The following is a 24,621-nucleotide window of genomic DNA, read 5'->3' on the forward strand; positions in this document are numbered from 1 at the left end:
GCGATTGTAAGTTATTCTTTCATTGGATGTTATAATTTAAAGTGAATTACGTAAAAGCTTTTGCACCAGCCACAGTGGCGAATGTTGCCTGTGGATTTGATATATTCGGTTTTGCCATTGCAGAACCGGGAGATACTGTTGAAATACGTGGCCGCGACGAACCCGGAATTGTTATTACGGATATAACCGGTGACGGAGGGCGTCTTCCGCGTGCAGCCGAAAAAAACGCGGTAACCGTGGTAATGCTGCATTTGCTTAAGCATCTGGGTATAGAAGATTTTGGATGCGAGGTGATTTTGCATAAAGAAATGCCATTGGGAAGCGGGATGGGTTCGAGTGCAGCCAGTTCGGTAGCCGGCGTTGTCGCTTTGAACGAACTCTTGGGAAATCCATTGTCGCGTAAGGAATTGCTGCCTTTTGCGATGGAAGGCGAGCGTATCGCTTCCGGATCTGCTCATGCTGATAACGTCGGGCCATCATTATTAGGTGGTTTCGTGGTGATCAGGAGCTATCAGCCGCTCGATATTTTCTCGATTCCGGTGCCTGAAGATTTGTATTGTACACTGGTCCATCCTGATATTGAGATCAATACAAAGGACGCCCGATATATCCTCAGAAATGAGGTGACATTGAAGCAGACGATCACGCAAATGGGAAATGTGGCAGGGTTGGTCGCCGGATTAATGCAGGCAGATTATAGCTTAATTAGTCGTTCGATGGTGGATGTGATCATTGAGCCGGTTCGCTCTATATTGATTCCTGAATTTAACGAAGTAAAAAAAGCGGCGCTCGATTCTGGTGCTTTGGGTTGCAGTATATCAGGAGCAGGACCGTCGATGTTTGCTTTGAGCAGGGGAGTTGAAACTGCTGAAAAAGTAGGAAAAATGATGGTGACGAAATTTGCAGAGGGTTCGATTGAAGCTACTATGCATATTTCGAGCATAAACAAAGGTGGAGCGACGATTCTCGAAAGTCACTGATTGAAGACGAATTTTGATCTTGGTTAGTACAGTTAACCACGGAGTTTACGGAGTATTGCACCGAGTTACGCAGAGTTATTGATGAATAATTAAAGAATGAAATAAAGCTTTGTATTCGGAACACCGTGTTACTCGGTGGACGACTCCGTGAACTCCGTGGTAAAACAAACTAAACAGAGCGCGAATTTTCTGAACTTTCTTGACTGAAACGGTTGTTAACAAATTGCCGAATATTAAATATTGAAATTATGGTAACTGTAAGTGAAACCGCAAAAGATAAAATAATAGAACTCCGCAAGGCAGAAGGTCATATTGATGACTATCAAATAAGGGTTGGTGTAGTTGGAGGCGGATGTTCGGGACTTAGCTATAATTTAGAATTTAATTCAGATAGCAAGCCGAATGATATGGTTTTTGAAGATAAAGGTGTGAAAATCATCGTCGACAAAAAGAGTCTTTTATATCTTGCAGGCACTACGCTTGAATTCTCTGATGGTTTGAACGGTAAAGGATTCCAATTTATCAATCCAAACGCGACCCGCACCTGCGGTTGTGGCGAAAGTTTTGCCGTTTAAGACATTCTTAAAAATATTTATTTATCGAAACGCGCCGTGAATTTCATGGCGCGTTTCGTTTATAGGGCTGAATGAAGTTATTTTGCCGTCATATCCTCCGGATATCCTGATCGAGGTCGAAATTGTCCTAATGTCAGATCTAGCCAAAAAGGATATAGTTTTGAATTACATTTACTTTACTTAAATGAAACCTACACTCTTAATTTTGGCTGCCGGGATTGGCAGTCGCTACGGCGGGATCAAACAATTGGATCAATTTGGCCCCAATGGAGAAACGATCATAGATTATTCACTATATGACGCCATCCGAAGTGGATTCGGTAAGGTTGTGTTCATCGTGAGGGACGAAATAAAGGAAGCCGCAGAAGCTATTTTTGCTCCAAAACTAAAAGGAAAGATAGATTTCGATTTTGCCATTCAGGGTGTTCAATCCTATGTTCCTGCTGACTTGGGTAAAGTGGACCGTGTGAAGCCCTGGGGGACTGGTCATGCAACTTTATGCGCCTGGGAACAAACAAATACCCCTTTTGCGGTAATAAATGCCGATGATTTCTATGGCCGGGATGCATTTGCGACCATGTCAGAGTTTTTACAAAACGATACCAACGACAAGCAGCATGCGATGATAGGGTATGAGCTGAAAAGGACCCTTTCGGAAAACGGGACCGTATCAAGAGGTATATGTGTTGAAAGGCCTGACCATAACCTCAGTTCGGTGGTGGAGCGTACCAAGATTTATGAAAAAGACGGGAAAATATATTTTGAGGAGGAAGGTGAATTAACAGAATTGGAACCCGAAACGCCGGTTTCTATGAATTTCTGGGGTTTTAAACCGTCGATGTTCCCAGTCACCCGTGATCTGTTTGAAACTTACGCAAGAGCTAATATAGATACACCAAAAGCGGAGTTCTACATACCAACCGTAATGACCCACATCATCAAAGCAGGCATGGGAGACTGTCGCGTTTTCCGCAGCTCATCTGACTGGTTCGGCGTTACTTATCCAGACGACAAGCCAAAAGTTCAGGTTGCCCTGTCCGCGTTGCATGAATCTGGAGAGTATCCTGCAAGCCTTTGGTAGCTGTCAGCTTTTAGGGGTTAGCTTTTAGTTTTAAAAGCGGATAACAGCAAAATTGGCCGGGAAGATAATTCTCCCCGGCCAATTTTGCTGTTATCCGCCGACCTCCGCCTCACTTTTTCTCAATCCCCGCCAATATCCGACCGATTTCATTGGCTTTACTCATAAAGCCAAGGCTGGTGTCGATATCCTTTTCGTCGATTGCATCTTTGAATTTCTTCAAAAGCTCAATATAGTCACCCAGTGCCTTCGAGACATTGGTTTTGTTTTGGTCAAAAATTGGTGCCCACATTTGTGGTGAGCTTTTGGCCAAACGGACAGTCGAGGAAAAGCCTGTGCTGGCCATATCGAAAATTGCGCGTTCATCTTTTTCTTTTTCCAATACCGTCAAACCAAGTGCAAAAGAACTGACATGGCTCAAATGCGAGACATATGCAAGATGCAGATCATGCTCAACCGGGTTCATATAATGGATTTTCATACCGATATCCCGTAAAAAAGTCTCCACAAGCGCTACCGCATCCGGAGCACTTTTTTCCTTCGCACAGATGATCACATTCTTACCAGGCAATAATTCCTTAAATGCAGCGCCAGGGCCCGAATTTTCCGTACCAGCCATTGGGTGTGCAGCTACGAATTGAGCTCTTTTTGGATGTTGATCCGCCAGTTGACAAATCAATTCTTTAGTAGAGCCCAAATCCACGAGCGTTCTCCCTTCGGGCAGTTTGTCCAGTATTTCCGGTAAGAGCTTTACGATCGCGTCAACCGGAGTGGCCAATACGTTCAGTTCTGAAATCCGAAGCGCTTCATCCAGCGTAACGATCTCGTCAACAATACCTTTCGCAAGAGCAATTTTCTGGTTGACAAGCGAATTGTCAACGCCTACGAATTTGATATGGGGGTATTTTTCTTTCAAACTCAGCGCAAAAGAGCCACCAAGCAAGCCAATACCAATAATGCTTATTATCATGTCTACGGAGCTGTTAGCTGTTAGCTTTTTAGCTTTTAGTTTTTTAACCTTGACCTTTATCCTTTTAACCGTTTTCCTTCAGCCTTTCCACCGCCTCCCAAATACGTTCTTTTGGCATGCACAACGATAAACGAATATATCGCTGTCCCTTTGGGCCGAATATGAAGCCTGGTGCTATGAAAACATGTTTTTCAATTAATAAATTATTGACAAGCTGCTCGGCAGATTCTACTGAATCGGGGAGTTTGCCCCAGAGGAACATACCTTCCTGCGTGCTGTCCCAGGTGCATCCGACGGTTTTCAGAAATGCCTCGGATGCCTCAAGTCTGCCTTGATATACCGCGTTCCGCTCGTCGTGCCATTCCTGGCTATTTTTCAAAGCTTCGGAAGCAGCCTCCTGCATGGCCCAGAACATGCCGGAATCGACATTGCTCTTAATCGTCAGAATGGCATCGATATACGGTTTTGCACCGGATACCCATCCCAATCGCCATCCAGCCATGTTGTGAGACTTGCTCATCGAGTTCAGTTCAAGAGCTACCTCCTTGGCACCAGGAACAGAGAGTAGGCTCAGTGGTTTTTGTTTATTTAAAACCAGACTATATGGGTTGTCGTGACACAACAATATCTTGTGCTTTTTAGCAAAAGCAACGGCTTGTTCAAATAATTCGAAAGTGGCCGGTGCACCCGTTGGCATATGCGGATAATTGAGCCACATGATTTTGGTTTTTTCTGAAATCAGTCCGGCCATCGCTTCCCAGTCAGGTTGCCAGCCACACTCTTCTCTTAAAGGATATTCCTTCACGACAGCGCCCACCATTTGGCTTACAGCGCGATAGGCGGGATACCCCAGTTCCGGAACCAGGACTTCGTCGCCAGGATCCAGGAAAGTGAGAGATATATGTGTTATTCCTTCTTTTGAGCCTAAAAGCGGCAAAATTTCGGAATTGGGGTCGAGTGTTACACCATAAGTTTGATAATAGAAATTGGCAATTGCATTACGAAATGAAGGAGTTCCCACGTAAGGCTGATAACCATGCGCCTGTGGTTTGAAAGCTGCCGTCGACAACGCCTGAAGCGTTTGTTCGGAAGGCATCATATCGGGATTTCCAATTCCCAGATTGATCACGTCATGACCTTCTGCAATGAGTTTGCGTACTTCTGCCAGTTTTACCGAAAAGTAGTATTCGGAAGTTTGGCGCGTACGTAACGCTGTTTCTATTATCATAAAAATTTTAAAAATTAACTAGCCTGTGAGTTCATCTAAACTGGTTTTTGGGAAATTTTACCGATTTTATACCTGCATGAATTGCTGTCCCGACCATTCTTGACGAAACCTGACCTTATCATCCATGATATCACAAAGATTCAATGCAAAACCCCAAATCGACCTGTCTCCGACACACTCGTTCCGGCCTTTAAAAACGGGTCGCAATTTACTACAATTAAAAGCAAGAGACGAATACAAAATGGTTTAAAACAGAAGTTTGTCGTGTCAGAATGTACTTTTTAAGTAAATGGATATAATCAAATAGGTATCTTAGCGAAATGAAAATCAAAGCAATCTTTCTAGCGCTGCTTATCATAACCGGCAGTTGTTCCAAACCTTCGGATGATCTTATTATCGCGACGGCGGCCAATGTGCAGTTTGTCATGAAGGACATCAAAACTGCCTTTGAAACGAAATACGGCAAGAAAGTAAAGATCGTTGTGGGTTCTTCCGGCAAACTTACTGCTCAGATCAGAGAAGGCGCACCATTCGATGTTTTCGTGTCGGCGGATACCAAATACCCAACTGAAATATATAAAAATGGCGGGGCGGCAGGAGAACCAAAGGTATATGCCCTGGGTTCGCTCGTTTTGTGGAGTAAAAATTTGACCCCTGAAAAATTGTCTTTTGATATATTGAAAGAAAATAGTGTGAAGAAAATAGCCATTCCGAATCCTCAAAACGCACCATATGGAGTAGCGGCAGAACAGGCGATGCAGAAATTGAATATACTCGCTGACGTGAAAAGTAAATTAGTATATGGAGAAAGCATTGCGCAAACGGCTCAGTATATCACATCAGGTTCTGTGGAAGCAGGTTTTAATGCTTTGTCCATCGTGTTGTCACCAGAAATGAAAGGTAAAGGAGCTTATGTAACGGTCGACTCTACTTTGTATGAACCCATCAAACAGGCTGCAATTTTATTAAAACACAGTGAAGCGTCACCTAAAAAGGAGGGGAGTGAGCAATTCTATGAGTTTTTATATTCTTCCGAAGCAAAGGCGATTTTTAAAAAATATGGATATAAATAAGTTCTGATGGATTGGCAACCACTTTTGCTGACGTTCAAATTGGCTGGCATCACGTCGACGATACTGCTTTTCGTGGGTTTGCCGATCGCTTATTGGCTTACCTTCGGGAAGTTTAAAGGCCGCGGGATGGTGGAGGCTGTTATCGGAATGCCGTTGGTATTGCCCCCGTCGGTGATCGGGTTTTATCTGTTGCTGGCTTTTAGTCCGTCTTACTGGTTTGGTAGCTGGGTGGAAAAATTGTTGGGTTTGCGGTTAGTTTTTTCTTTTACCGGGCTCGTTATTGCCTCAGTCATATATAGCCTGCCCTTTATGGTTTATCCAATTCGGGCCGGATTGCAGGCGCTTCCTCATTCGCTGCGAGAAGCTTCCTATACTCTGGGTAAGACTGAATTCGAGACCTTTACCCGGATATTGATCCCTAATTGTAAACCGGCCATTCTCACAGCTTTTGTACTGACTTTTGCCCACACAGTGGGAGAGTTCGGGGTGGTGTTAATGATTGGGGGGAATATACCCGGTGTCACAAAAGTGGCTTCAGTGGCTATATATGATGAAGTGGAGGCCTTGAACTATTCACTGGCGAATCAATATGCACTTATTTTATTTCTGATCACATTCGGAATTTTGCTTTTGGTATATTCCGTTAACAACCGCCTGTTACGTGTCAGAACAAATTGATATAAATATCCGGCACATCATCCACGCAGCCACGGGAAAAGTGGCGATGGATATCAATATCGATATCGAAAAAGGATCGATATTCGCGTTGACTGGTCCATCCGGTGCTGGAAAAACTACGTTTTTGAAACTGGTTGCAGGGTTGAGCAAACCTGATTTTGGAGAGATTAAATTCGGAAGCGAAGTTTGGCTGAATACTCAAAGTCTGGTCAATATACCCGTTCAGGAACGGAAAGTGGGTTTTGTCTTTCAGGATTATGCACTTTTTCCAAACTTTACGGTCCGTCAAAATCTGATATATGCTTTACGGAAAGGCGAGCGCGAAAAGCTGGCCGATGAACTTTTGGAGCGGTCAGAATTATCAGCCTTTGGAGAAAGAAAACCATATCAATTGTCAGGCGGACAGCAACAGCGAGTGGCCATCATTCGTGCAATAGCTTCCCGACCTCAACTTTTATTGTTGGACGAACCGATGTCGGCCCTTGATAGCGGTTTTCGACAAAAAGTACAGGATTTGTTGCTGGATTTTCATCGGGAATATGGCTTTACAATGCTCATTGTAACTCACCAGATTGGCGACATATTTCAGTTAGCTTCCCAAGTGGCTATCATGGAAGAAGGGAAAATTGTGAAAATTGGTACACCATCTGAGGTATTTCTTTCAGATAATTCCGAGGACGGAAATGTGCTTTACGCGGAAGTGTTGGCGATGAAGCTGTTTCCTGACCATGTGTCTGTGTCGCTTCTCCTGCAACATAAAATTGTGTCGGTATCCCTGGGTCGAGACCGGATCCAAGATTTAAAGGTGGGGGACAAGATTGGCATTCCTGTAAATTCATTATTAAATGATTTTCGGCGGATAGAACTGGTAAAATTCAAAGCGTAGATGTGCAGGTAATTTTGCAAGCTGACACGCTTTTCTTTAAAACTAACCTATCATTTATTATGCGCAGTGCTTTTAAACTTTTACAAATTGCCCTTATATCATTACCGCTTCTGGCGATGCGTATGGACAAACCAATACGCGTGATTTTCTTCGGCGATTCTATAACCCAGGCTGGCGTTGGACCAACAGGATATATTACCCAAGCCGGTGAAATACTTAAATCACAAGGTAAAGCGGCGGATTATGAGTTAATTGGTGCCGGAATCGGCGGCAATAAAGTATATGATCTGTATCTGAGACTGGAAGATGACGTATTGTCAAAGTCGCCGGATGTTGTGTTTATATATGTGGGTATCAACGATGTATGGCACAAAGCCTCGTCAGGAACTGGCACGGATCCTGATAAGTATGTTAAATTTTATGAGGCAATTATCAAAAAGCTAAAAGCACAGAATGTTCGTGTAATAGTATGCACGCCAACAGTGATCGGCGAGCGCAATGATAATTCTAACCAACAGGACGGAGACTTGAATCAATACTCGAAACTCATCCGGGATATTGCAGTTAAAAATAATCTACAATTATTGGATTTAAGAAAAGACTTCCAAACCTATCTGACAGCTAACAATCCTGAAAACAAAGAAAAAGGCATACTGACTTCCGACCGTGTTCACCTAACGGACGCCGGTAACAAATTTCTGGCAGATGAGATGGTGGGGGCGTTGTTGAAGAAATAGTATTTTTTTTACAGACATAATTTATATTAGAATGAGGCGTAAGGCTCTCTGATTCAGAACCTTTGATCGAAGAAAGGATTGGAATTCAATTTCGTAACTCAAGGTAAAAGTGCCGTCATCTGGTGATTAGGCATTACTTATTCTCAAAATGGTAGTCATAAGGAGAGTCAAGTGACAAGATATTCTCGTAGTTTTCTTGTTATTTGACTTTTTATATGTCAATATTAAACCAGATTTTTTAGCAAATAGGCTCGACTGAATGAAACCAATTACAAATCCTTTCTTATTAATTCTAGCACGCACTATTATTGCTTTTGGAATCAATCCTCTTAAGCTAATAAACTCCTTTCGTGGGATTCCTGGTTATATCTCTGACATTTTCAAAATTTACCGGCTTCGAAAAGATAATCCGGACTTCCGAAAAATTATAATTTCACCTTGTCTCGGCGACAAGTACGAGGAAGGTGGCGATATGAGCAGTTTGTATTTTCAACAGGACTTGTATGTAGCACAGCTTTTCTTTCAGAGAAGCGCGGGGGCTCATTTGGATATCGGATCAAGAACAGATGGCTTCGTTGCACATGTTGCTACGTTCAGGCAACTGGACGTAGTAGATATTAGAGATATCAAAAGTAATGTCCACAATATCAATTTCCGACAGTCGGATATGATGAGGCCAGCTCCTGACCTGTATAATCAGTATGATTCAGTTTCGTCTTTGCATGCAATTGAACACTTTGGTTTGGGCCGATACGGTGATCCTATCAACCTAAACGGGCATTTGGCCGCGTTCGACAACATCTATAATATTCTACGTGAAAACGGAGTATTTTATTTTTCTACGCCAATCGGGCCGCAAAGGATAGAGTTCAATGCGCACAGAGTTTTTAGTGTCAGGTATCTAATCGATGTGGTATTTAAAGACAGATTTAAGATCGTCTCTTTTTCATATATGGATGATCTAAAAGTGCTTCATAAGGATCAGCCTCTTGATGATATGCGAATAGCTCAGAACTATGGATGCACCTACGGTTGTGGTATTTTTGTTTTGAGTAAAGTATAAGTTGACCACACCATTAAACCTGTGAAATGGCGTTAGAAAAAGATCGGCCTTTTGTATCAATCTGTATACCATGTTACAAGTACCCAGAACTGATAAGACGGTGTTTGATTTCTGTATTAAATCAGAGCTACAGTAACTTCGAGGTCATTATTACCGACGACAGCCCGGATAATGTAATTGAGACATTAATAAGAACAGAATTCGAGGACTCCCGGATTTTTTATCAGAAAAACGAAGTGAGACTTGGTTCTCCCGCGAACTGGAATGAGTCCACTAGGCTCGCGAAAGGCGAATACATCAAGATAATGAACCATGATGACTGGTTCGCAACCAAAGATGCATTGGCAAAATTTGTGAACACTGCCACATCAACTAATGCGGATTTCGTGTATTCCAATTGCATTGATCATTTTCCAAACCGCACAAGGAAGCATAAGATATATAGAAGACAAGCCCAAAATCTAATATCGAATCCCTATAAAGTAATTCTCGTAAATTTTGTTGGTGCACCCAGCGTCACTTTTTATAAAAGGCCTTCAGGTTTCAATCCTCAATTTGACGTAAGAACCTTTTGGTTTGTAGATGTTCTTTTTTATTTTGAGTTTATTTCAAATCTGTCAAAGCGAGTTGTTCATATAAATGAATACCTCCTGAACATAACAGCCGGCTCGGAGACCCAGGTAACAAACAACGCCGTCAATATATCTGTTGTAATTAAGGAATTTGATTATATAGCCAACAAGTATAACCTCTACAAAAGTCATAAGTTTTTAACTCGTGTCTTTTTAATGGGAATATTGAAGAGGTATGGAATTAGATCCAAAGGTCAGTTCGAGGAGATATTAGGAAGACCATTTGAGATGAAATTACCGTACTTCATGCTTAGAATGCATATTCACTATCAATTTTATAATATCCTGAGTCACGCATCACTCTTCATTTAGTCTATCTTATATTTTCTTTCTAAGAAAATAGTGATAAAACGTGCTTAATAGTTTCCGTGGGAGCAGACGTAAAGGAATTCGAATCATCAGCGCAGCTATGATGTAGGGGAGTTCCAGGTATCTGTTGCGATACGCTAATCTCAGAAAATTAAGTTCGTGTTTGATATACGAAAAACCGAGTCGTCGACTAATGGTTTCCTCATCGTTTCGGAAATATAGTAGCACTTCTGGGAGATTGTCAATTTTGTATCCTTTTTTTAAAAGATTTATCCAGAGATAATAATCTTCGAAAAATGGTACATCTTCATATGAGTTGGCTGCGAGAACAGCACTTTTCTTGAATACTATAGAAGGGTGGTTCATAGGATTTCGCCACCTCGAATAACTATAAACATTATTTTGATTTGGTGCGCTGTTTATCCGCCTTAAGTCTCCTGGTATTTTACTGAATTCTTCAACATTTGCTCCTAAGACATCAATGGAGGGATTGTTGGCCAGGTGGCCAATCTGCTTAGCGAACCTCTCTGGAAATGAAATATCATCGGAATCCATTCGGGCGACGTATTCATTTCTGCATTTTTTCAACCCGTAATTTAACGCGGGCCCTAAACCAATATTAGATTCTAAAGGATAAACCTGCAGAACATCGGGATATTTTTTCTTGAAATCATCTATAATCGCTTGTAGTTCTCTTAATATAGGACCATCAACGACCAAGACAACTTCTGCAGGACGAAGAGTTTGTTCAAACAGACTGCCAAGAGAAGTGTGTAAAAACTCAGGTGAGTCGTTCTTATAGGTTGAAATTAGTACTGAAAATGGTGGTGAAAATAACATTCAGTTTGGGTGTAAAATAAATGGTCACTTCAGGGCATTTACCTCAGAGCCATGACAAAAAAAACGGAACAGTATTGTCTAATTCCCACTCTTTGGGCAGAAAAATTGCCGTAACGATAAAGCATGTTATCATAAAAAAGAAGGATATACGAAAAATGTTATTTCGCATTTTGACAGAATGGAGGGTGAAGCATGCCGCGAGGAACGGCGCGTATGGAAATAGGTACCTAAACTGAATGTTAGGACTTATAATTACAGACAGTACTCCGGCAAAAGCATATATAATAATGAATTGAAGTCTTTGATTTATAAAGGGCCTCTTTACCATCGACGGATTGAAAAAAAACATCAAAAATCCAAAATTAAGCGGGAACAAGACATTAGCCATAAATGTGTATGCCCAGTCCAATAAAGGAAAGTAGCTGGCGGTGATTGAGTTTGGGCGGGCTATGGGAGTGAACATAACCAAACAAAGTTTTGCTATGAATGCGGGGATCTGTAACAACGGATGAGTAGACATGAGCTGCAGAATGACGGCAAGCTCGTAAATAGATGAACTTTTAAAGAATGGGAGTTCATCTCCACCTTGGGCCTCAGCAATCAAGGTATTAATTGCTGGTATCGCGTTTAACGCGAAATAGCTCACTAAAACCAGCGTACATAGAAGCATCGTGTTTTTAAATAGCGAGAGAAGAGGTGTTAGCAAAAAGGCCAGCAACAAGATTGCCCCAAATTGGGGGCGTATAAATATCAGGATTATAGCTGGTGCCAAACCTAAAATCTTCAAACTCCACTTCTTTTTGACAAAAAAGTAAATCGACAACAGAGAGAAAAAGGTGAGGTTACATTCTTTGCTCGGACCCAATACTGAAATTAGTAAATATGGGTTGAAAATTACAATTGCTCTTGCCCAAGAGACTGCCTTTGGGGATATTATGGCAAACAGACTACACAAATAGACACTTCCAAGCATCAACAATGTGTTGTACAACGTTAGGGCTTGTGGGCCGATGGAATACAATATCGAGTTGATGTTTGTAAATCCGTTAGCTATTCCCCTGTCCATCGACTTGAACACATGATCTTCGTAATAAACGGCATCAGGAATGTAATAATGCGTGAAAGGCATATATCCATTCTTTGCGGTGAAAACCCAAAGAATAGTGAAGGAGATGTTAACCAATAAAATGAAATACCACCTATACTCTGTTTTATCAGAGGTCATTACTGGATGAATTAACTCCATAATCTATACGATGAATCATTCTGCTAACCAAGATTAGCTTAATAGGATTGATAGATATCGAAATACTTGTCTCGCATATGTCCCCAGTTATACGTGGACGCGTACGTTAAACAATTCCGAGAAAGTGTAATATACTTCTCGGGGCCAATGTTTTTTAAAACCTTATCCAGACCCTCCACTTTTGTAAATATAACTCCAACGCTATGTTTATCAACGATCTCGCGAAAAATGGGAATGTCACTACAAACCACAGGCATTCCCTTGCTGAGGCTGTCTTTAAAAGTTCCAGCACCGTTGGTGTAGTTCAGCGAGTAAGGCAGGAGCATATAATCATGGCTGTCTATGAGATCATTAATCTCCTGGTCAGTCAAAAACTTGTCAATTATATTTAGATTCTCTCTTCCGCGAAATTCGAAAATCCGACGGTCCACAATCTTGCCCGCGACAGTAATATTCAACTGGCTTGTAGCGTCATTTTCTAGAAACTCATAAATTCCTTTGTCTTCACGAATTTGGCCATATATAAGAAATCGAGGTGAATCCTGATTTTTTAGTTGTCTGGGAGCACTATTGCCCGGTGTTGGGCCAGGATAATTTATCACCTGGATCTGCTCTGCAAATTCCTCGCCCAATGTTTCAATTAACGCGTTCCGATGCACCTCATAATGGGTGACGATTTTTGCGCCATTTTTCAAAGTCTTTTTGAGAGCGTGATCCAGCAAAAATCTATGAGTCCGAGACAAAAGGCTGTTCATCCAATTTTTATAGTGGTGCTTGTCACTGGAATGAATCGTAATGATCAGTTTTGATTTCCTATTGATCTTGCCAGCGAAAAGAAGATAGCATAATGGTTCAAATTCAAGTATATGAACTATCTGATAATCTGATTGGCTCAAATGACGAAACACTTTGAACGAATCAAAGAAACGTCCCTTTATTTTCTGCTTGATTGTCAGAGGTTTGGTTGGATCGAAGTTTGATTTGATCCAGAATCCATTGGGATAGTTTTCGGGGGTGTTGGACGAACAGAGGTTATAGTGGGTGGGGTCTAACAGGTTTTCGAAATATTGCCTATAATGACCGTTCCATGAGAGATATTGTTGTACTACGACTAACTTTCTATTCATCCTGCAAAATGATTCACATACTTTGTGCTAAAACAGAATTATTTGCCATTCCGATTAGCATATATATCATACTATTTCCCGTGCCCCATGAAAACCGTCACGATGGTATGTAGGATAATCCTGAAATCCAAAGCTAAGGAGCAATTTTCAATATAGAGTAAGTCGAACTTCATTCTTTCAGTCATTTCGCTAACATTCTCCGCATAGCCGTATTTCACCATTCCGAGCGAGGTTATCCCAGGACGGACTTTGTGAAGATATCTGTATTCGGGATTTCTGTTCGTTATGATATCAATAAAATGCTGCCTTTCCGGACGAGGACCCACGAGACTCATATCTCCCTTTAAGACGTTAAAGAACTGAGGTAATTCGTCTATTCGATGTTTTCTCATGAACAGCCCCCATTTGGTTATCCTGGGGTCTCCATCGCTGGCTAGGCAGGGCCCTCCAGACTCTGCGTTCACATACATTGATCTAAATTTGTAGATATTGAACGGCTGACCATATAAACCAATCCGCTGCTGTCTATAAACCACGGGGCCAGGAGACGAAAGCCATACTTTTATCAACGAAAACAGATACACCGGAGACAGGACTGAGAGGGCAAATATGGCCCCAACAATATCAAGGACCCTTTTGCAGACCTTTTGCCAATCTGGTAATAATCCGGGGTTTAGCTGTATGAACAAAGTATCGTCATATATATTTCGAATTTTTGCCGTTCCCGAAATAATGTCATATAAATCAGGGATAATTTTAATAAGAACCGGCCGGTAACTTAGTTGAAGAAGAATATTTTCTAGTGTCATATGCTCGTCGCTATCCACAGCAACGATGACCTCCTCTATGCCGTTTTTGTCAATAATACTTTCCAGTTCGTCAATATTTCCAAGCTGCCGAAGATACCGGTTCATTCCATTGGAGTTCTCAAGAGAGGAATAAACAAATCCTTTGAAGATGTTTCCATATGGCATTTTGGAAGAAATCACCCTTTTATAAATATTAATTGCGTTGTCGTTTCCCCCAATGATCAACGTATTAAATCCCACGCGCCCTTTCAGTATGTTTCGGTGAACCATCGTTAGAACTATGTTTCTTACGACGAGGGTGAGAATTGTGTGGAAGAATAAGTATCTAAATGTAGATTTACTGAAATAATCGAAATGAGTAGAATCGTTTGAAAAAGCAAATGCGGCAATCACCACCGTGCCAATCAGACAAGAAAGTAGAGTTCTCTTGGATTCGTCGTATCTTGATTTTCTGTATAGATCAAAGTAGGTGCCGGACAAGTAATATAGAGCACACCAAAAAATTGGAATTGCATAAAGTCCGATGAGTACATCATGCCAACCCAGGTAATGCAAATTCCAGAAAAAGTCCTTATGAAGAAGATTGAAACGGTATCTGTAACAAACGATCCAACTCAACATCGCTACTATCCAATCCAAAGCCATCAGGCTGAAAACTGCTCCGCGACGACTGGGGATCGTTAATGAAGATTTTAATGATAGGTGATTAAAGATTGAATTAAAAATTGACTCCAAGCTCCGGATGAATGATCTTTCATCAGGAATTTCAACTTTTTCAGACTTTTTAGTGTAGTTGTATAGCATATTTTTTACGTATGACAGATTACCCCTTGTTTCAAATATAACGAAATAGAAATAAATTCTACAAAAATTACCAACAAAATTTGTGCCAGGTATTTAAAATCTTTGGTTTTGTTGTCGTTTATTTTTCGGTATTATTTATAAAGGAATATTATTGATCTCTAGATTATTGATACTATATCTTCTCCCAAAATTACGATTTGACGACAAAACCGCAGTTTTTATGTTTAGCTGGGGTCTAAGGACGTTAGAATTGGCATTTAGTTACCTGTTTGTGCGAAATTTTATTAAATATTATTTTGGGGGGAGGGTTAAAACATCATTATAGGGTCAAGCAAAATGATTTTTGCTGCTTTCCAGGATAAGCGCTTAGAGATATGGGAGGATAAGTTGCCTGTGTGAGGGTAAAATCGATTACTATGCAATATTACATTGTATAACGAATTAATGCAAGATATTGAACAATTGCAATTTCCCATCAATCTGGAGAACGAATTTAACGAGGATAGTGGTATTGTAATATTTAATAGTCTGATGAAAAAAAATGTTACTGATATGGGAAAGCTTCGTCTCCAGTAAATGAAACAGATTTAAGATCGTACATAAATCGGCCATCATCAATTGCCCTAGGGTAAGATATTTCTGTCAACACATTTCACAGTAGCCTTCGAAAGTGATGAAGCGTTGTCTTAGAGACATTGCGGGGCGTGTAGAGAGACCAACGAGGCTTCGAATTTTATGAGGAATACAGTTACCTTTAAGCTGGTGTGCCGCAAAGTCGAGATTTCTGATCTTAGTGAACTTGGTAAAGCCGCCAGCTGGGAGTGTCACTTATGAAAAACCGTTTTGAAATTTCAGCTACGCAGTCTAAGGAAATATACGCTCAGGATAGCGTATGAAAGAGTGTTGATATGACTTTAGTAATTTAATCGTTAATTAATGGATTGTGAATGTGCTATTGGACATGACTATTTTAGGATTTATTCCTAATATAGAGCAAAATCCGGACGCCCTCCCACTACTGCAGATGTTGAGTTATATGAGATTAAGGTTTAGTGTTGTTGTATTTTGTGTTCTATTTATCGTAAAACCCGCTTTGGCCCAAAGTAGGGTGTCAGAAAAGGTATTCTATCCCGATTCGTCGTACGTGTATGCGGAACTCTTCGGAATGGGAACTACTATTGACAGAACACCATTTTGGATGCATGCGAATCAATATGGTATTGTTCCGGTAACGGGCTCAACAGGGTCAGTTCGAGGTGGAGGAGAAATGATGTGGGATATCTCTGGCTCTAAAAATGGCAATCTTCGTGCGGGAGGTGGTTTTGAATTTGCAGGTAATCTCGGAAAGACTCAACAATTCCTACTGCCTCAGGCATATGGTTCGATTCGGTACAAAAACTGGGAACTTTATGTCGGCAGAAAAAAACAGTTTATAGGGTTGGCCGATTCCACGCTGTCTAGTGGGTCATACTCCTGGTCAGGAAATGCAATGCCCCTTCCAAAAATTCAGATTGGTACACGCGGTTTTATTCCTATACCTTTTACAAATGGATGGGTGAGTTTTAATGCCTTCTATTCAGATGGATTTTTCGAAAGCGGCAGACCCTTCACCAGCGAGCTCAAGTTGCATCAGAAGGCCTTATATATCAAGATAGGTAATAATAATAGCCGCCTTAAATTATTGGGTGGGTTTAATCATCAGGCCCAATGGGGAGGGAAGTCTCCATTTAACACAATTAACGGCCAGATGCCGAAAGGATTTAAGAGTTATATAGATGTCGTTACTGGAAAAGCATATCCAAATAACCCGAATCAATTTGAATACGAAAGTCGTATCGGAAATCATTTGGGAAGTATTGACTTAGGGCTAGTGTATCAGGGGTATGAATATTCATGGTTTTTTTACAGGCAAAGTTTTTATGAGGATGGCGGGCTGATCAGAGCTGAGAATATATCGGATGGGTTAAACGGGTTGAGTATTAAAAAGAATATTTCTTATGGTGCGAATTTTGAAATAAATCATATTGTCTTTGAACTTTTGTATACCAAAAATCAGTCGGGAGGTGTTTGGGACAGACTAACAATAATTGGACGGGATAACTACTTTAACCACCAGCAGGTGATGGACGGTTGGTCATATTATAACAGGACAATTGGAACTCCATTTATTCCACCAACATCGGATACACAATGGAAATGGCCAACTTATCAATACACGAGCGACAATCGCGTGATGGCTCTCCATTTTGCTTTAGAGGGGACGTTATTTCAGCGGTTTAACTGGATGACCAAAATGTCTTACTCTGATAATATAGGAACCTATGATGTTCCATTTCCGAAGCCAGCTCGGCAGTTTTCAGGCATATTGACGCTTCAAACTAATTTGAATGTACTGGGTGGAGGCACCTCTCTCGCGGCTTCATTCGCTGCCGATCAAGGTACTTTGTATCAGAACACCTTGGGTTTCTCACTTGCTTTGCGAAAAACCTTCGGTATCTATTAAAGTTATACGATTATAAATTCCCCCGTATCTCCCCAGCCAGAGAAGCAAGCTCTTCCTGGCTTATTTTAATTTTCGTTGTGAAGTCTGCGTCAGCCATTGAGTTTAAAGGAATGAGATGTACGTGGGCATGTGGTACCTCCAGGCCAATCACGCTGATACCAATCCGGAGGCAGGGTACTGTTTTGTCTAACGCGGGAGCAATGGTTTTGGCGAAAAGGAAAAGCCGGGAATAGAGATCATCGTCCAGGTCAAAAATATAGTCAATTTCCTTCTTCGGGATAACGAGTGTATGCCCTTTGGCAATCGGGAATACGTCCAGAAAGGCTAGGAAGTCGTCGTTTTCAGCTATTTTGTGACAAGGGATCTCTCCGTTTACGATTTTGGAAAAAATGGAAGCCATTTTGGAATAATATTAAATATTGTTGTCAAAGTTAACTTTGGCGTTGACGCCAGTATTTTCAATCTTAAAAGTAGTTAATATTGTGCTCCAAAACTTTTAACAATTAGAATATGAATTTAACGAATTGGCGCAAATTAGGTAAGATAGCAGTTGCAGGGATGCTTTGCCTATACATTTCAGGAAGTGACGCGAATGCTCAAAAAGGCAAATGGGTGAGTCTGTTTGATGGTAAAAGCCTTGCGGGATGGCATAGCTGGCAGACTACCGAAGTGCTGCCTCAATGGAAAATTGAAGATGGAGCCATTGTGCTAGCCGAAAAAGGTGGCAAAGATCTGGTGACAGACAAAGAATATGGTGATTTCGAACTTGAGCTGGAATGGAAGATCAGCGAAGGAGGGAACAGCGGTATCATTTACCACGTAATAGAGGACAAAAAATATTGCTGCCCATACTCAACCGGTCCTGAGATTCAGATTTTAGATGATGTTAATCACCCCGACGCGAAAGCGGGAAAAGCAGGTAATCACAAGTCAGCTTCGTTATATGATATGCTTCCGCCGTCTGATTTCAGTGCTGTGAAACCGGCTGGCGAATGGAACAAAGCGAAAGTAATCATCAAAGGTGGTAAAGGCGAAAGCTGGTTAAACGGCAAGAAAGTTGTTTCCTTCCCTGCTACCGGACCTGAATGGGATGCCCTGGTAGCCAACAGCAAATTCAAGACCTGGGAAGGTTTTGGAGTTTCGCAAAAAGGTAAAATTGCGTTGCAGGATCACGGCAACAAGGTTTCTTTCAAGAATATCCGTATCAAAGAATTATAGTAGTAAAATATTATTGCAACCAAGACATACGGCAGAGGTTGGTCCAGTGAGCCAATCTCTGCCTTAGGTCTAGTGGCAAAATGTATTAGTTAACTTAAATGTCAATCGATTTGGTCCAGTAATTCCGACTGAAAAAACGTTGGAAGGGCCAGTTTTTCTGACGTAATAGGAGAGGTAAGTAAGCGTGAGGTTCTTTTGACGTATGACTTTTTACATAAAGATCGTCGTCTGTAAGTGCCAGTCCCTTATATACCTCTCCTTCTTTTATAGTGATATCCGAAAAAGGAAGTTCTTTAACAAACTGAACATTCATTTGAGCCAGCTTATCTTTCAATAGTGAATTGGAGCGGTATGAACTCACATTCTTGTAAGGATTGGCTACAAATTGTCCGTCAGAGACGGTCTTGGCATATTGCATATACTGTTTTAATAATTTCGGACCTTCGTTTACCGCCAGTTCTGTGTTAAGTTGCTCTGGCCAAAGACTGGAAACGAAGTAGATCTTTTCTCGCGCACGGGTTACAGCAACGTTTAACCGGTTTTCTCCTCCTTGGGCGTTCAGGCTGCCAAACTGCATGACTACCTTGTTGTTTTCATTCGCAGCATATCCCATCGAGAAAATTATGATGTCTCTCTCATCTCCCTGAACGTTCTCAATGTTTTTAACAAACAAATCGTTTTTCATCAACCCAGCGAGTTCCAATTTATCCTGAATCGCTTGTTGCTGGTAGAAATTGAAAGTCACAATACCAATACTTTTGCCAGTCGGAATTAGCATTTCCAACAACTCCTGCACTTTCTCTATTTCCGTTTGATTGATATTGTTTTTCCAAACTCCATCAGTCTTGACATATTCAATGCCGGGTTCGTTTTGAGTGACCGTACCAAATTCAGGGGTTAACCTGAGCGTATTATTATAGAAATGCTTATTCGAAAATTCGATCAAATCAAGTGACACGCTTCGATAGTGACCAGTCAGCTGGAACTGACCCAGCGATTGCATAGCCAGGTCGAGCAGAGAGTTAACCTCCGTAGCGGGGGTGTAGTCATCGTCTTCTTGCTGTTCTTCATATCTGACTTGATATAGCTCGAAAGGCGCGAGCTGCTTACTGTCGCCGGCGATCACGACTTGTTTGCCTCTAAATGAAGCGGGTATGCCAAATTCAGCATAACATTGAGATGATTCATCGAAAATCACCAGATCGAACAGGCCGGCCTCCATCGGGAAAATAGCCGAGACTGATTCAGGTGATGCCAGCCAGCAGGGCACGAGTGGAAATATTTCTTCAGAGTATTTTTCCAAAAGTTTTCTGATCGGCCATATCCTTCTTTTCTTACTTACCTGATGATCCAGCTCACGATATGTCACACGATTTCCAAGTCTGTTTTTCTCGATATCCTGATAAGTGAATTCTCTGATACGAATGGAAGCGATATCACGACTCAACTGTTCTCTGGAAAGAATCGATTCCTGAAGCTGATCTTCCCATTGTTTCATTTTTAGCGACGAAACAGCGCGAAGAATCGGATATTTATCCTCAATATGCTGGATCCAAGCTATTTTAAGACTATTGTTGAAGATTCGAGTAAGCTCATTTGGTTCTGATATTTTGTGTTCACGGCTAAAATCCATCAATTGATTTACAACGTTCTTTTGCGCCTGCACCAAAGCCGAGTATAGCTGATCGGCCTCGCAAATTACATCGAAGTCTTTTTTCAGGGATTTTAGCAGGCTGAGACTATATAGTTCGTCTGAGGAAATCAGTTTTGAAATTTGAGACGGCGTCAAAAACGGAGACATCGCATTTTCCATTTTCTGCCAGGTTGTTATCCATGCGATAAAGGATTGACAGAAAGATTTAAACTCATCTAAATGCTCATTTTGCCTAAACTGTTGGCTGAAAAATGAATTTAAATTTGCGGAACTGATATTGATTGTTGCCAGCGCCGCTGCGTCACATGCTTTTAATAAATAAATAGCCCTTTCTTCACTCCAGATATCATGTTCTTTCAGATAAACATCAAGATGGAGTAGCGGATCTCTCATCCATTGCTCAATCTGCAGTCTGTTTTTGATTCTGGTATTTAATTTTGATAAATCTTCATATGAGGTGGTAAGGTTATTGGTGTCCGTGAGTGCCTTGATCGTTTTGAAATCATCATTAAACCATTCCCATAATTTACCTTTCACTGCCGACTGCTTGGTAATCAGGGCGTTTTGCAGCAACTCCTGGAATTTTGGGAGATCCTTCGTTTGAAGGCTTATTTCTACAGACTGGTCCCGATAAAGGTGCGTGATATCTGAACGGACTTTTTGAATATAGTCCACTCTTTGCGTTGAATTGTTACCCTCGGCGTAATATTTTCGGAGCAATGAATAATCAGTCTGAGTTTGTATCAGTTCGGTAATATGATTGAGCTTGGCTAATATTGCCTGCTTCTGCGATACCAACTCAGGAACAAATCCGGTGCCAGTCAAATTCTCAAGACGCTGTTTTTGTTGGTCAAAAGCGGATGGCCAGTCTTCAAGCATTTGTTCCATTCGATCCAATTCTCCCAAGCCGAAATTGGCGAAGCTCTTGCGGTGTTCCCATAAATGTCCTTTTCCCAAATGCCGATGACATTCGAGCAGCATTTTCAACTTACTTTCAAAGTCTGAAGTTGAATCAAACCTGAAAGAGCGATAGGCAGAAGATAAGTCGAGCCCTGAAGCGTCGATATCACTGCTCAAATACAATTCTTTGACAGTAATACCACATTCCGCTGTATCAAACAGCGCACTCCGGAACTCGTTCAAATCCTTGACAATTTTGTCGATACTTCTGCTTTCCTGAATGAATTTACGTTCAAGGAAGACAGCATCCAGCGAATAATTTTCCTGCCGATATCCTTCGACCTGATCTATCTGTTGTTTCAGCTGTTTGTAAAGCGCATTTCGGTCATTGCGGAAGTCATGGATAAGACCAATAAAGGGATCAAGACCGATGCTTTTAAGTCGATGGTGGACAACATCAAGAGCAGCTCTTTTCTGGCAAACGACGAGAACCGTTTTCCCCCGCGCCATAAAGTCGGTTACCAAATTGCATATCAATTGCGATTTGCCACTTCCCGGAGGTCCTTGCACTACAATAGATTTGCCTTTTTTTACCTCACTTACGATCAGCTCCTGGGATTCGTCAATGGAGAAAGGGGTCAATGTATCTTCCTCTTTGACTTCCTGTTTGGGCGTGGCTTCAGAATCAAAGTCCGAAAAATGAGTACCGAGTAAAGGTAATTTGATCGGCCCGTCTTCCTCTTCTTTCCAATCCAACAGGAAATTATAATCTGGAACCAGGTAAGATCCGGCTTGCGGGAATATGCCCAAAACCGCTTCGGGGAATAATTTTAATTCACCATTTTTCTCAAGAAGGCGTAAATTAGCTACTTTTTGAAGATCAAAATAAACCAGCTTGTTGTCGAAGAGCTCCTTATTAAAGTTAATACGAAAAGGCGTTTCTTTTAGCCATTCGTAAAGCTGAGTATGGAATTCGAGGATATCGGTTGAGAATTCACTGAACGACTTTTCCAGCACTTCGTCCGGCATCTTCACTTCGTTAAAAAGAGAATACCCTAGTGCAAAACTCTGGTTAAAGGCAATTTCTGAATCTTCCCTCGGGAATAGGCACCATTGCTCCTTTTCGGCCCTCAGTGTGACAGGGAAGTACAGTAATGGCGCGTGAACAGGTGTGCCGTCCGCAAATTTGCCCCTTATAAAAGGGTAGCCAATGTACAAATCACGGGAGCCTCTCTCTTCTTCAATAAAACTTTCTGTACGCGCAATTTTCCGGAGTTTTTTACTCAGCAAATTGACCTTTTCATATCGAGGGTCCTGCAGATCTGATAGTGCTATCCGGTTTTTTCGCTCAACCAGATCTGATATGATTTTGAAAGCAGGTGAGCCCAGCACGAAATCTGTATCCATCAAATCCAAAAATTGCTCACCAGGAAGGCTGGTGAGCAATAGCGACTTATTTCTGGTGCTAAGATTCGTGAGTCGTTTTATAAATACTTTAAGAATTTGATTCATAGATAATAAAACGGTTGCGGAGCCTAACTATTGGGTGCGACTTCCGCCAATTCTTTCTTTTCCGGGAAAACGAGCGACGCCAGTATACTTACCGCTATGATGCCAAGAATGATATAAAGAGAATAAACAGTTTTGAAGCCCATTGCTTCCAGTTGGTGATGCGCTAGCATTTTTCCCCCGATGAATACCAGTAACACTCCGAGGCCATATTTAAGGAAACGGAACAATCCCATAATATTGCTAAGGAAAAAGAACATCGACCGTAATCCCATGATTGCGAATATGTTTGAAAAGAACACGACATATGGATCCTTTGTTACTGAAAAAACCGCTGGAACAGAGTCAACTGCGAAAATTACGTCGGTAAATTCGATGATTAAAACTACCACGAAAAGAGGCGTCATCATCCACTTACCTTTCTTTACAACCCAAAAATGTTCTTTGACATATCTTGGGAAAATCGGGAAATATTTAGCTGTGAATCTAACCACCGGATGTTTGGCCGGATCCATTTTCTCATCTCCCTCTTTTTCGAAAAAGATTTTTCCACCCTGATATATCAGTAGAAGACCGAAAAGATATATGATCCATTCGAAACGTTGCATTAATGCGGATCCAAGGAAGATAAATAGGAATCTCATGATGATTGCTCCCAACACCCCCCAAAAAAGCACTTTCTTGAAATACTTTGGTTTTACTCCAAAGGAGGAGAATATCAGTATGATTACGAATATGTTGTCGATCGATAGCGCATATTCCAGCAGATAGCCTGTTATAAATTCAAGAGACATATTTCTCCGATAAATCTCGATACTGGCTTCAAAGTTGCCTGGAACAAGCTTAAGATGCGGTGCGTAGTTATTTTTTACCCGCTCCAAATCTTCATAGTTATTCATTCCATGAACCAAATCTCCGTGGGTATTAATCACCACGTAAAACACGAGCGCAAGGGATATCCATGCGACTGTCCATGCCGCAGCTTCACCGAATTTTACGACATGGTCCTTTTTGCTAAACACGCCAAGGTCTAGCAGTAGCATGACACTGATAGTCAAAAGAAAACCTCCAAAAAAAAGAACCTCGTTCGAAAACATAGAATAATTATACTTTGAGTCTGTATTGTCTAAATAAATGAGTAGTAGTCTGATAAAAATTACTTTTCGGCATCTTCAGATCAGCATTGTCGCAAAGGTAATCAAAAAATGAAGTTGGTCAGGGAATTGGTATAGACGGTTGGGGAAACATGCTGCGCCTTGTGAAACCTCTTTATGTGGAAAACGTAATATTAGAGTAAGCCGAGATCTTAAAGTGACCCTGGACAAAGTTTTGAAAAAAGCGCATCGGAGTAGGATCGACCGAAAAAAATCCTTCATTTAATCTGTTTGATAACCAAAAAGTTAGGGATTTTTTGGTGTTTTTTAGTAAAATATTTCTGTCAAATACTTGCGTTGGATACATTGATATACTACATTTGCACCACCATAAACGAAATGGTTAATGCGAAAGTAGCTCAGCTGGTAGAGCGCGACCTTGCCAAGGTCGAGGTCGCGGGTTCGAACCCCGTCTTTCGCTCAGAAAAAAGCACCGGAGACGGTGCTTTTTTTCTCTAAGCTCAGTTTTAACTGACGCCGGGGTGGTGGAACTGGTAGACACGCAGGACTTAAAATCCTGTGAGCCGAAACGCTCGTACGGGTTCGATTCCCGTCCCCGGTACTTGTGAAAATGGATAAAAGCCTGTGAATTGGAAATTCATGGGCTTTTTTATGCTTTAGTTTACCTATAGGTTGCCGAATAGAATA

At 41.4% G+C, this 24,621-nt stretch carries 20 protein-coding genes and 2 tRNA genes; 13 read left to right on the forward strand and 9 right to left on the reverse strand.

The genetic code is table 11. The features are described from left to right. Nucleotides 1-41: 41 nt before the first annotated feature. The 3 genes from AC1XUD_RS15605 to AC1XUD_RS15615 all read left to right on the forward strand — a co-directional run bounded on the left by AC1XUD_RS15605 (nucleotide 42) and on the right by AC1XUD_RS15615 (nucleotide 2,636). Nucleotides 42-980 carry a homoserine kinase gene (locus tag AC1XUD_RS15605; RefSeq protein ID WP_483361955.1) on the forward strand — a complete coding sequence of 313 codons (939 nt, stop codon included), beginning with the start codon at nucleotides 42-44 and terminating at the stop codon, nucleotides 978-980. Between the two features lie 248 nt (nucleotides 981-1,228). Then, on the forward strand, nucleotides 1,229-1,555 hold the full coding sequence (locus AC1XUD_RS15610) for a HesB/IscA family protein (protein WP_483361956.1): 327 nt from the start codon (nucleotides 1,229-1,231) through the stop codon (nucleotides 1,553-1,555). A 184-nt stretch (nucleotides 1,556-1,739) separates the two neighbouring features. Beyond that, nucleotides 1,740-2,636 (forward strand): nucleotidyltransferase family protein, encoded by an 897-nt coding sequence (locus tag AC1XUD_RS15615; protein WP_483361957.1) that lies wholly within the window; start codon nucleotides 1,740-1,742, stop codon nucleotides 2,634-2,636. 109 nt (nucleotides 2,637-2,745) lie between these two features. Here the strand turns inward: AC1XUD_RS15615 and AC1XUD_RS15620 are convergent, their stop codons facing one another. Together AC1XUD_RS15620 and AC1XUD_RS15625 are read right to left on the reverse strand one after the other, a co-directional pair. Next, entirely contained in the window at nucleotides 2,746-3,603 is an 858-nt protein-coding gene (locus AC1XUD_RS15620) for a prephenate dehydrogenase (protein WP_483361958.1), read from the reverse strand. A gap of 64 nt (nucleotides 3,604-3,667) precedes the next feature. After that, a complete protein-coding gene (locus tag AC1XUD_RS15625) occupies nucleotides 3,668-4,831 on the reverse strand; it encodes a pyridoxal phosphate-dependent aminotransferase (RefSeq protein ID WP_483361959.1) in 1,164 nt (387 codons plus the stop codon). A 320-nt stretch (nucleotides 4,832-5,151) separates the two neighbouring features. On the opposite strand from AC1XUD_RS15625, the gene modA reads away from it, so the two are divergent. The 6 genes from modA (at nucleotide 5,152) to AC1XUD_RS15655 (ending at nucleotide 10,212) form a co-directional block, all read left to right on the forward strand. Further along, nucleotides 5,152-5,904: a molybdate ABC transporter substrate-binding protein gene (modA, locus tag AC1XUD_RS15630; protein WP_483361960.1), complete on the forward strand. Its 753-nt coding sequence runs from the start codon at nucleotides 5,152-5,154 to the stop codon at nucleotides 5,902-5,904. A 6-nt stretch (nucleotides 5,905-5,910) separates the two neighbouring features. Continuing rightward, on the forward strand, nucleotides 5,911-6,582 hold the full coding sequence (modB, locus tag AC1XUD_RS15635; RefSeq protein WP_483361961.1) for a molybdate ABC transporter permease subunit: 672 nt from the start codon (nucleotides 5,911-5,913) through the stop codon (nucleotides 6,580-6,582). Continuing rightward, the gene (locus tag AC1XUD_RS15640) at nucleotides 6,566-7,468 is read left to right on the forward strand and encodes a sulfate/molybdate ABC transporter ATP-binding protein (protein ID WP_483361962.1); all 903 of its coding nucleotides are present in this window, start codon (nucleotides 6,566-6,568) and stop codon (nucleotides 7,466-7,468) included. The genes modB and AC1XUD_RS15640 overlap by 17 nt, the downstream gene beginning before the upstream one ends. 59 nt (nucleotides 7,469-7,527) lie before the next feature. Further along, nucleotides 7,528-8,205: an SGNH/GDSL hydrolase family protein gene (locus AC1XUD_RS15645; protein ID WP_483361963.1), complete on the forward strand. Its 678-nt coding sequence runs from the start codon at nucleotides 7,528-7,530 to the stop codon at nucleotides 8,203-8,205. Between the two features lie 259 nt (nucleotides 8,206-8,464). After that, a complete protein-coding gene (locus AC1XUD_RS15650) occupies nucleotides 8,465-9,268 on the forward strand; it encodes a class I SAM-dependent methyltransferase (protein WP_483361964.1) in 804 nt (267 codons plus the stop codon). A 26-nt stretch (nucleotides 9,269-9,294) separates the two neighbouring features. Continuing rightward, complete coding sequence (locus AC1XUD_RS15655) at nucleotides 9,295-10,212, forward strand: glycosyltransferase family 2 protein (RefSeq protein WP_483361965.1); 918 nt, start codon at nucleotides 9,295-9,297, stop codon at nucleotides 10,210-10,212. A gap of 6 nt (nucleotides 10,213-10,218) precedes the next feature. Here AC1XUD_RS15655 and AC1XUD_RS15660 read toward each other — a convergent pair whose 3' ends face one another. The 4 genes from AC1XUD_RS15660 to AC1XUD_RS15675 all read right to left on the reverse strand — a co-directional run bounded on the left by AC1XUD_RS15660 (nucleotide 10,219) and on the right by AC1XUD_RS15675 (nucleotide 15,035). Then, entirely contained in the window at nucleotides 10,219-11,049 is an 831-nt protein-coding gene (locus tag AC1XUD_RS15660; protein WP_483361966.1) for a glycosyltransferase, read from the reverse strand. Nucleotides 11,050-11,092: 43 nt separating this feature from the next. Then, entirely contained in the window at nucleotides 11,093-12,274 is a 1,182-nt protein-coding gene (locus tag AC1XUD_RS15665; protein WP_483361967.1) for a hypothetical protein, read from the reverse strand. 59 nt (nucleotides 12,275-12,333) lie between these two features. Next, nucleotides 12,334-13,422 carry a glycosyltransferase family 4 protein gene (locus tag AC1XUD_RS15670; protein ID WP_483361968.1) on the reverse strand — a complete coding sequence of 363 codons (1,089 nt, stop codon included), beginning with the start codon at nucleotides 13,420-13,422 and terminating at the stop codon, nucleotides 12,334-12,336. A 71-nt stretch (nucleotides 13,423-13,493) separates the two neighbouring features. Next, a complete protein-coding gene (locus AC1XUD_RS15675) occupies nucleotides 13,494-15,035 on the reverse strand; it encodes a sugar transferase (RefSeq protein WP_483361969.1) in 1,542 nt (513 codons plus the stop codon). 1,093 nt (nucleotides 15,036-16,128) lie between these two features. Between AC1XUD_RS15675 and AC1XUD_RS15680 the strand changes: the two genes are divergently transcribed. Continuing rightward, nucleotides 16,129-17,538, forward strand: coding sequence for a capsule assembly Wzi family protein (locus tag AC1XUD_RS15680; RefSeq protein WP_483361970.1), 1,410 nt, complete (start codon nucleotides 16,129-16,131; stop codon nucleotides 17,536-17,538). A 10-nt stretch (nucleotides 17,539-17,548) separates the two neighbouring features. Here AC1XUD_RS15680 and AC1XUD_RS15685 read toward each other — a convergent pair whose 3' ends face one another. After that, nucleotides 17,549-17,938: an HIT family protein gene (locus AC1XUD_RS15685; protein ID WP_483361971.1), complete on the reverse strand. Its 390-nt coding sequence runs from the start codon at nucleotides 17,936-17,938 to the stop codon at nucleotides 17,549-17,551. Nucleotides 17,939-18,048: 110 nt separating this feature from the next. Between AC1XUD_RS15685 and AC1XUD_RS15690 the strand changes: the two genes are divergently transcribed. Beyond that, entirely contained in the window at nucleotides 18,049-18,756 is a 708-nt protein-coding gene (locus AC1XUD_RS15690; protein ID WP_483361972.1) for a 3-keto-disaccharide hydrolase, read from the forward strand. 94 nt (nucleotides 18,757-18,850) lie between these two features. Here AC1XUD_RS15690 and AC1XUD_RS15695 read toward each other — a convergent pair whose 3' ends face one another. Both AC1XUD_RS15695 and AC1XUD_RS15700 read right to left on the reverse strand, forming a co-directional pair. After that, nucleotides 18,851-22,822, reverse strand: coding sequence for an AAA domain-containing protein (locus AC1XUD_RS15695; RefSeq protein WP_483361973.1), 3,972 nt, complete (start codon nucleotides 22,820-22,822; stop codon nucleotides 18,851-18,853). A 23-nt stretch (nucleotides 22,823-22,845) separates the two neighbouring features. Beyond that, on the reverse strand, nucleotides 22,846-23,916 hold the full coding sequence (locus AC1XUD_RS15700; protein ID WP_483361974.1) for a TerC/Alx family metal homeostasis membrane protein: 1,071 nt from the start codon (nucleotides 23,914-23,916) through the stop codon (nucleotides 22,846-22,848). A gap of 405 nt (nucleotides 23,917-24,321) precedes the next feature. Here AC1XUD_RS15700 and AC1XUD_RS15705 point away from each other — a divergent pair. Both AC1XUD_RS15705 and AC1XUD_RS15710 read left to right on the forward strand, forming a co-directional pair. Then, nucleotides 24,322-24,394, forward strand: a tRNA-Gly gene (locus tag AC1XUD_RS15705). A gap of 55 nt (nucleotides 24,395-24,449) precedes the next feature. Then, nucleotides 24,450-24,535 (forward strand) — tRNA-Leu (locus tag AC1XUD_RS15710). Nucleotides 24,536-24,621: the final 86 nt, after the last annotated feature.

Source organism: Dyadobacter sp. HNCC25DJ184 (assembly GCF_056895215.1).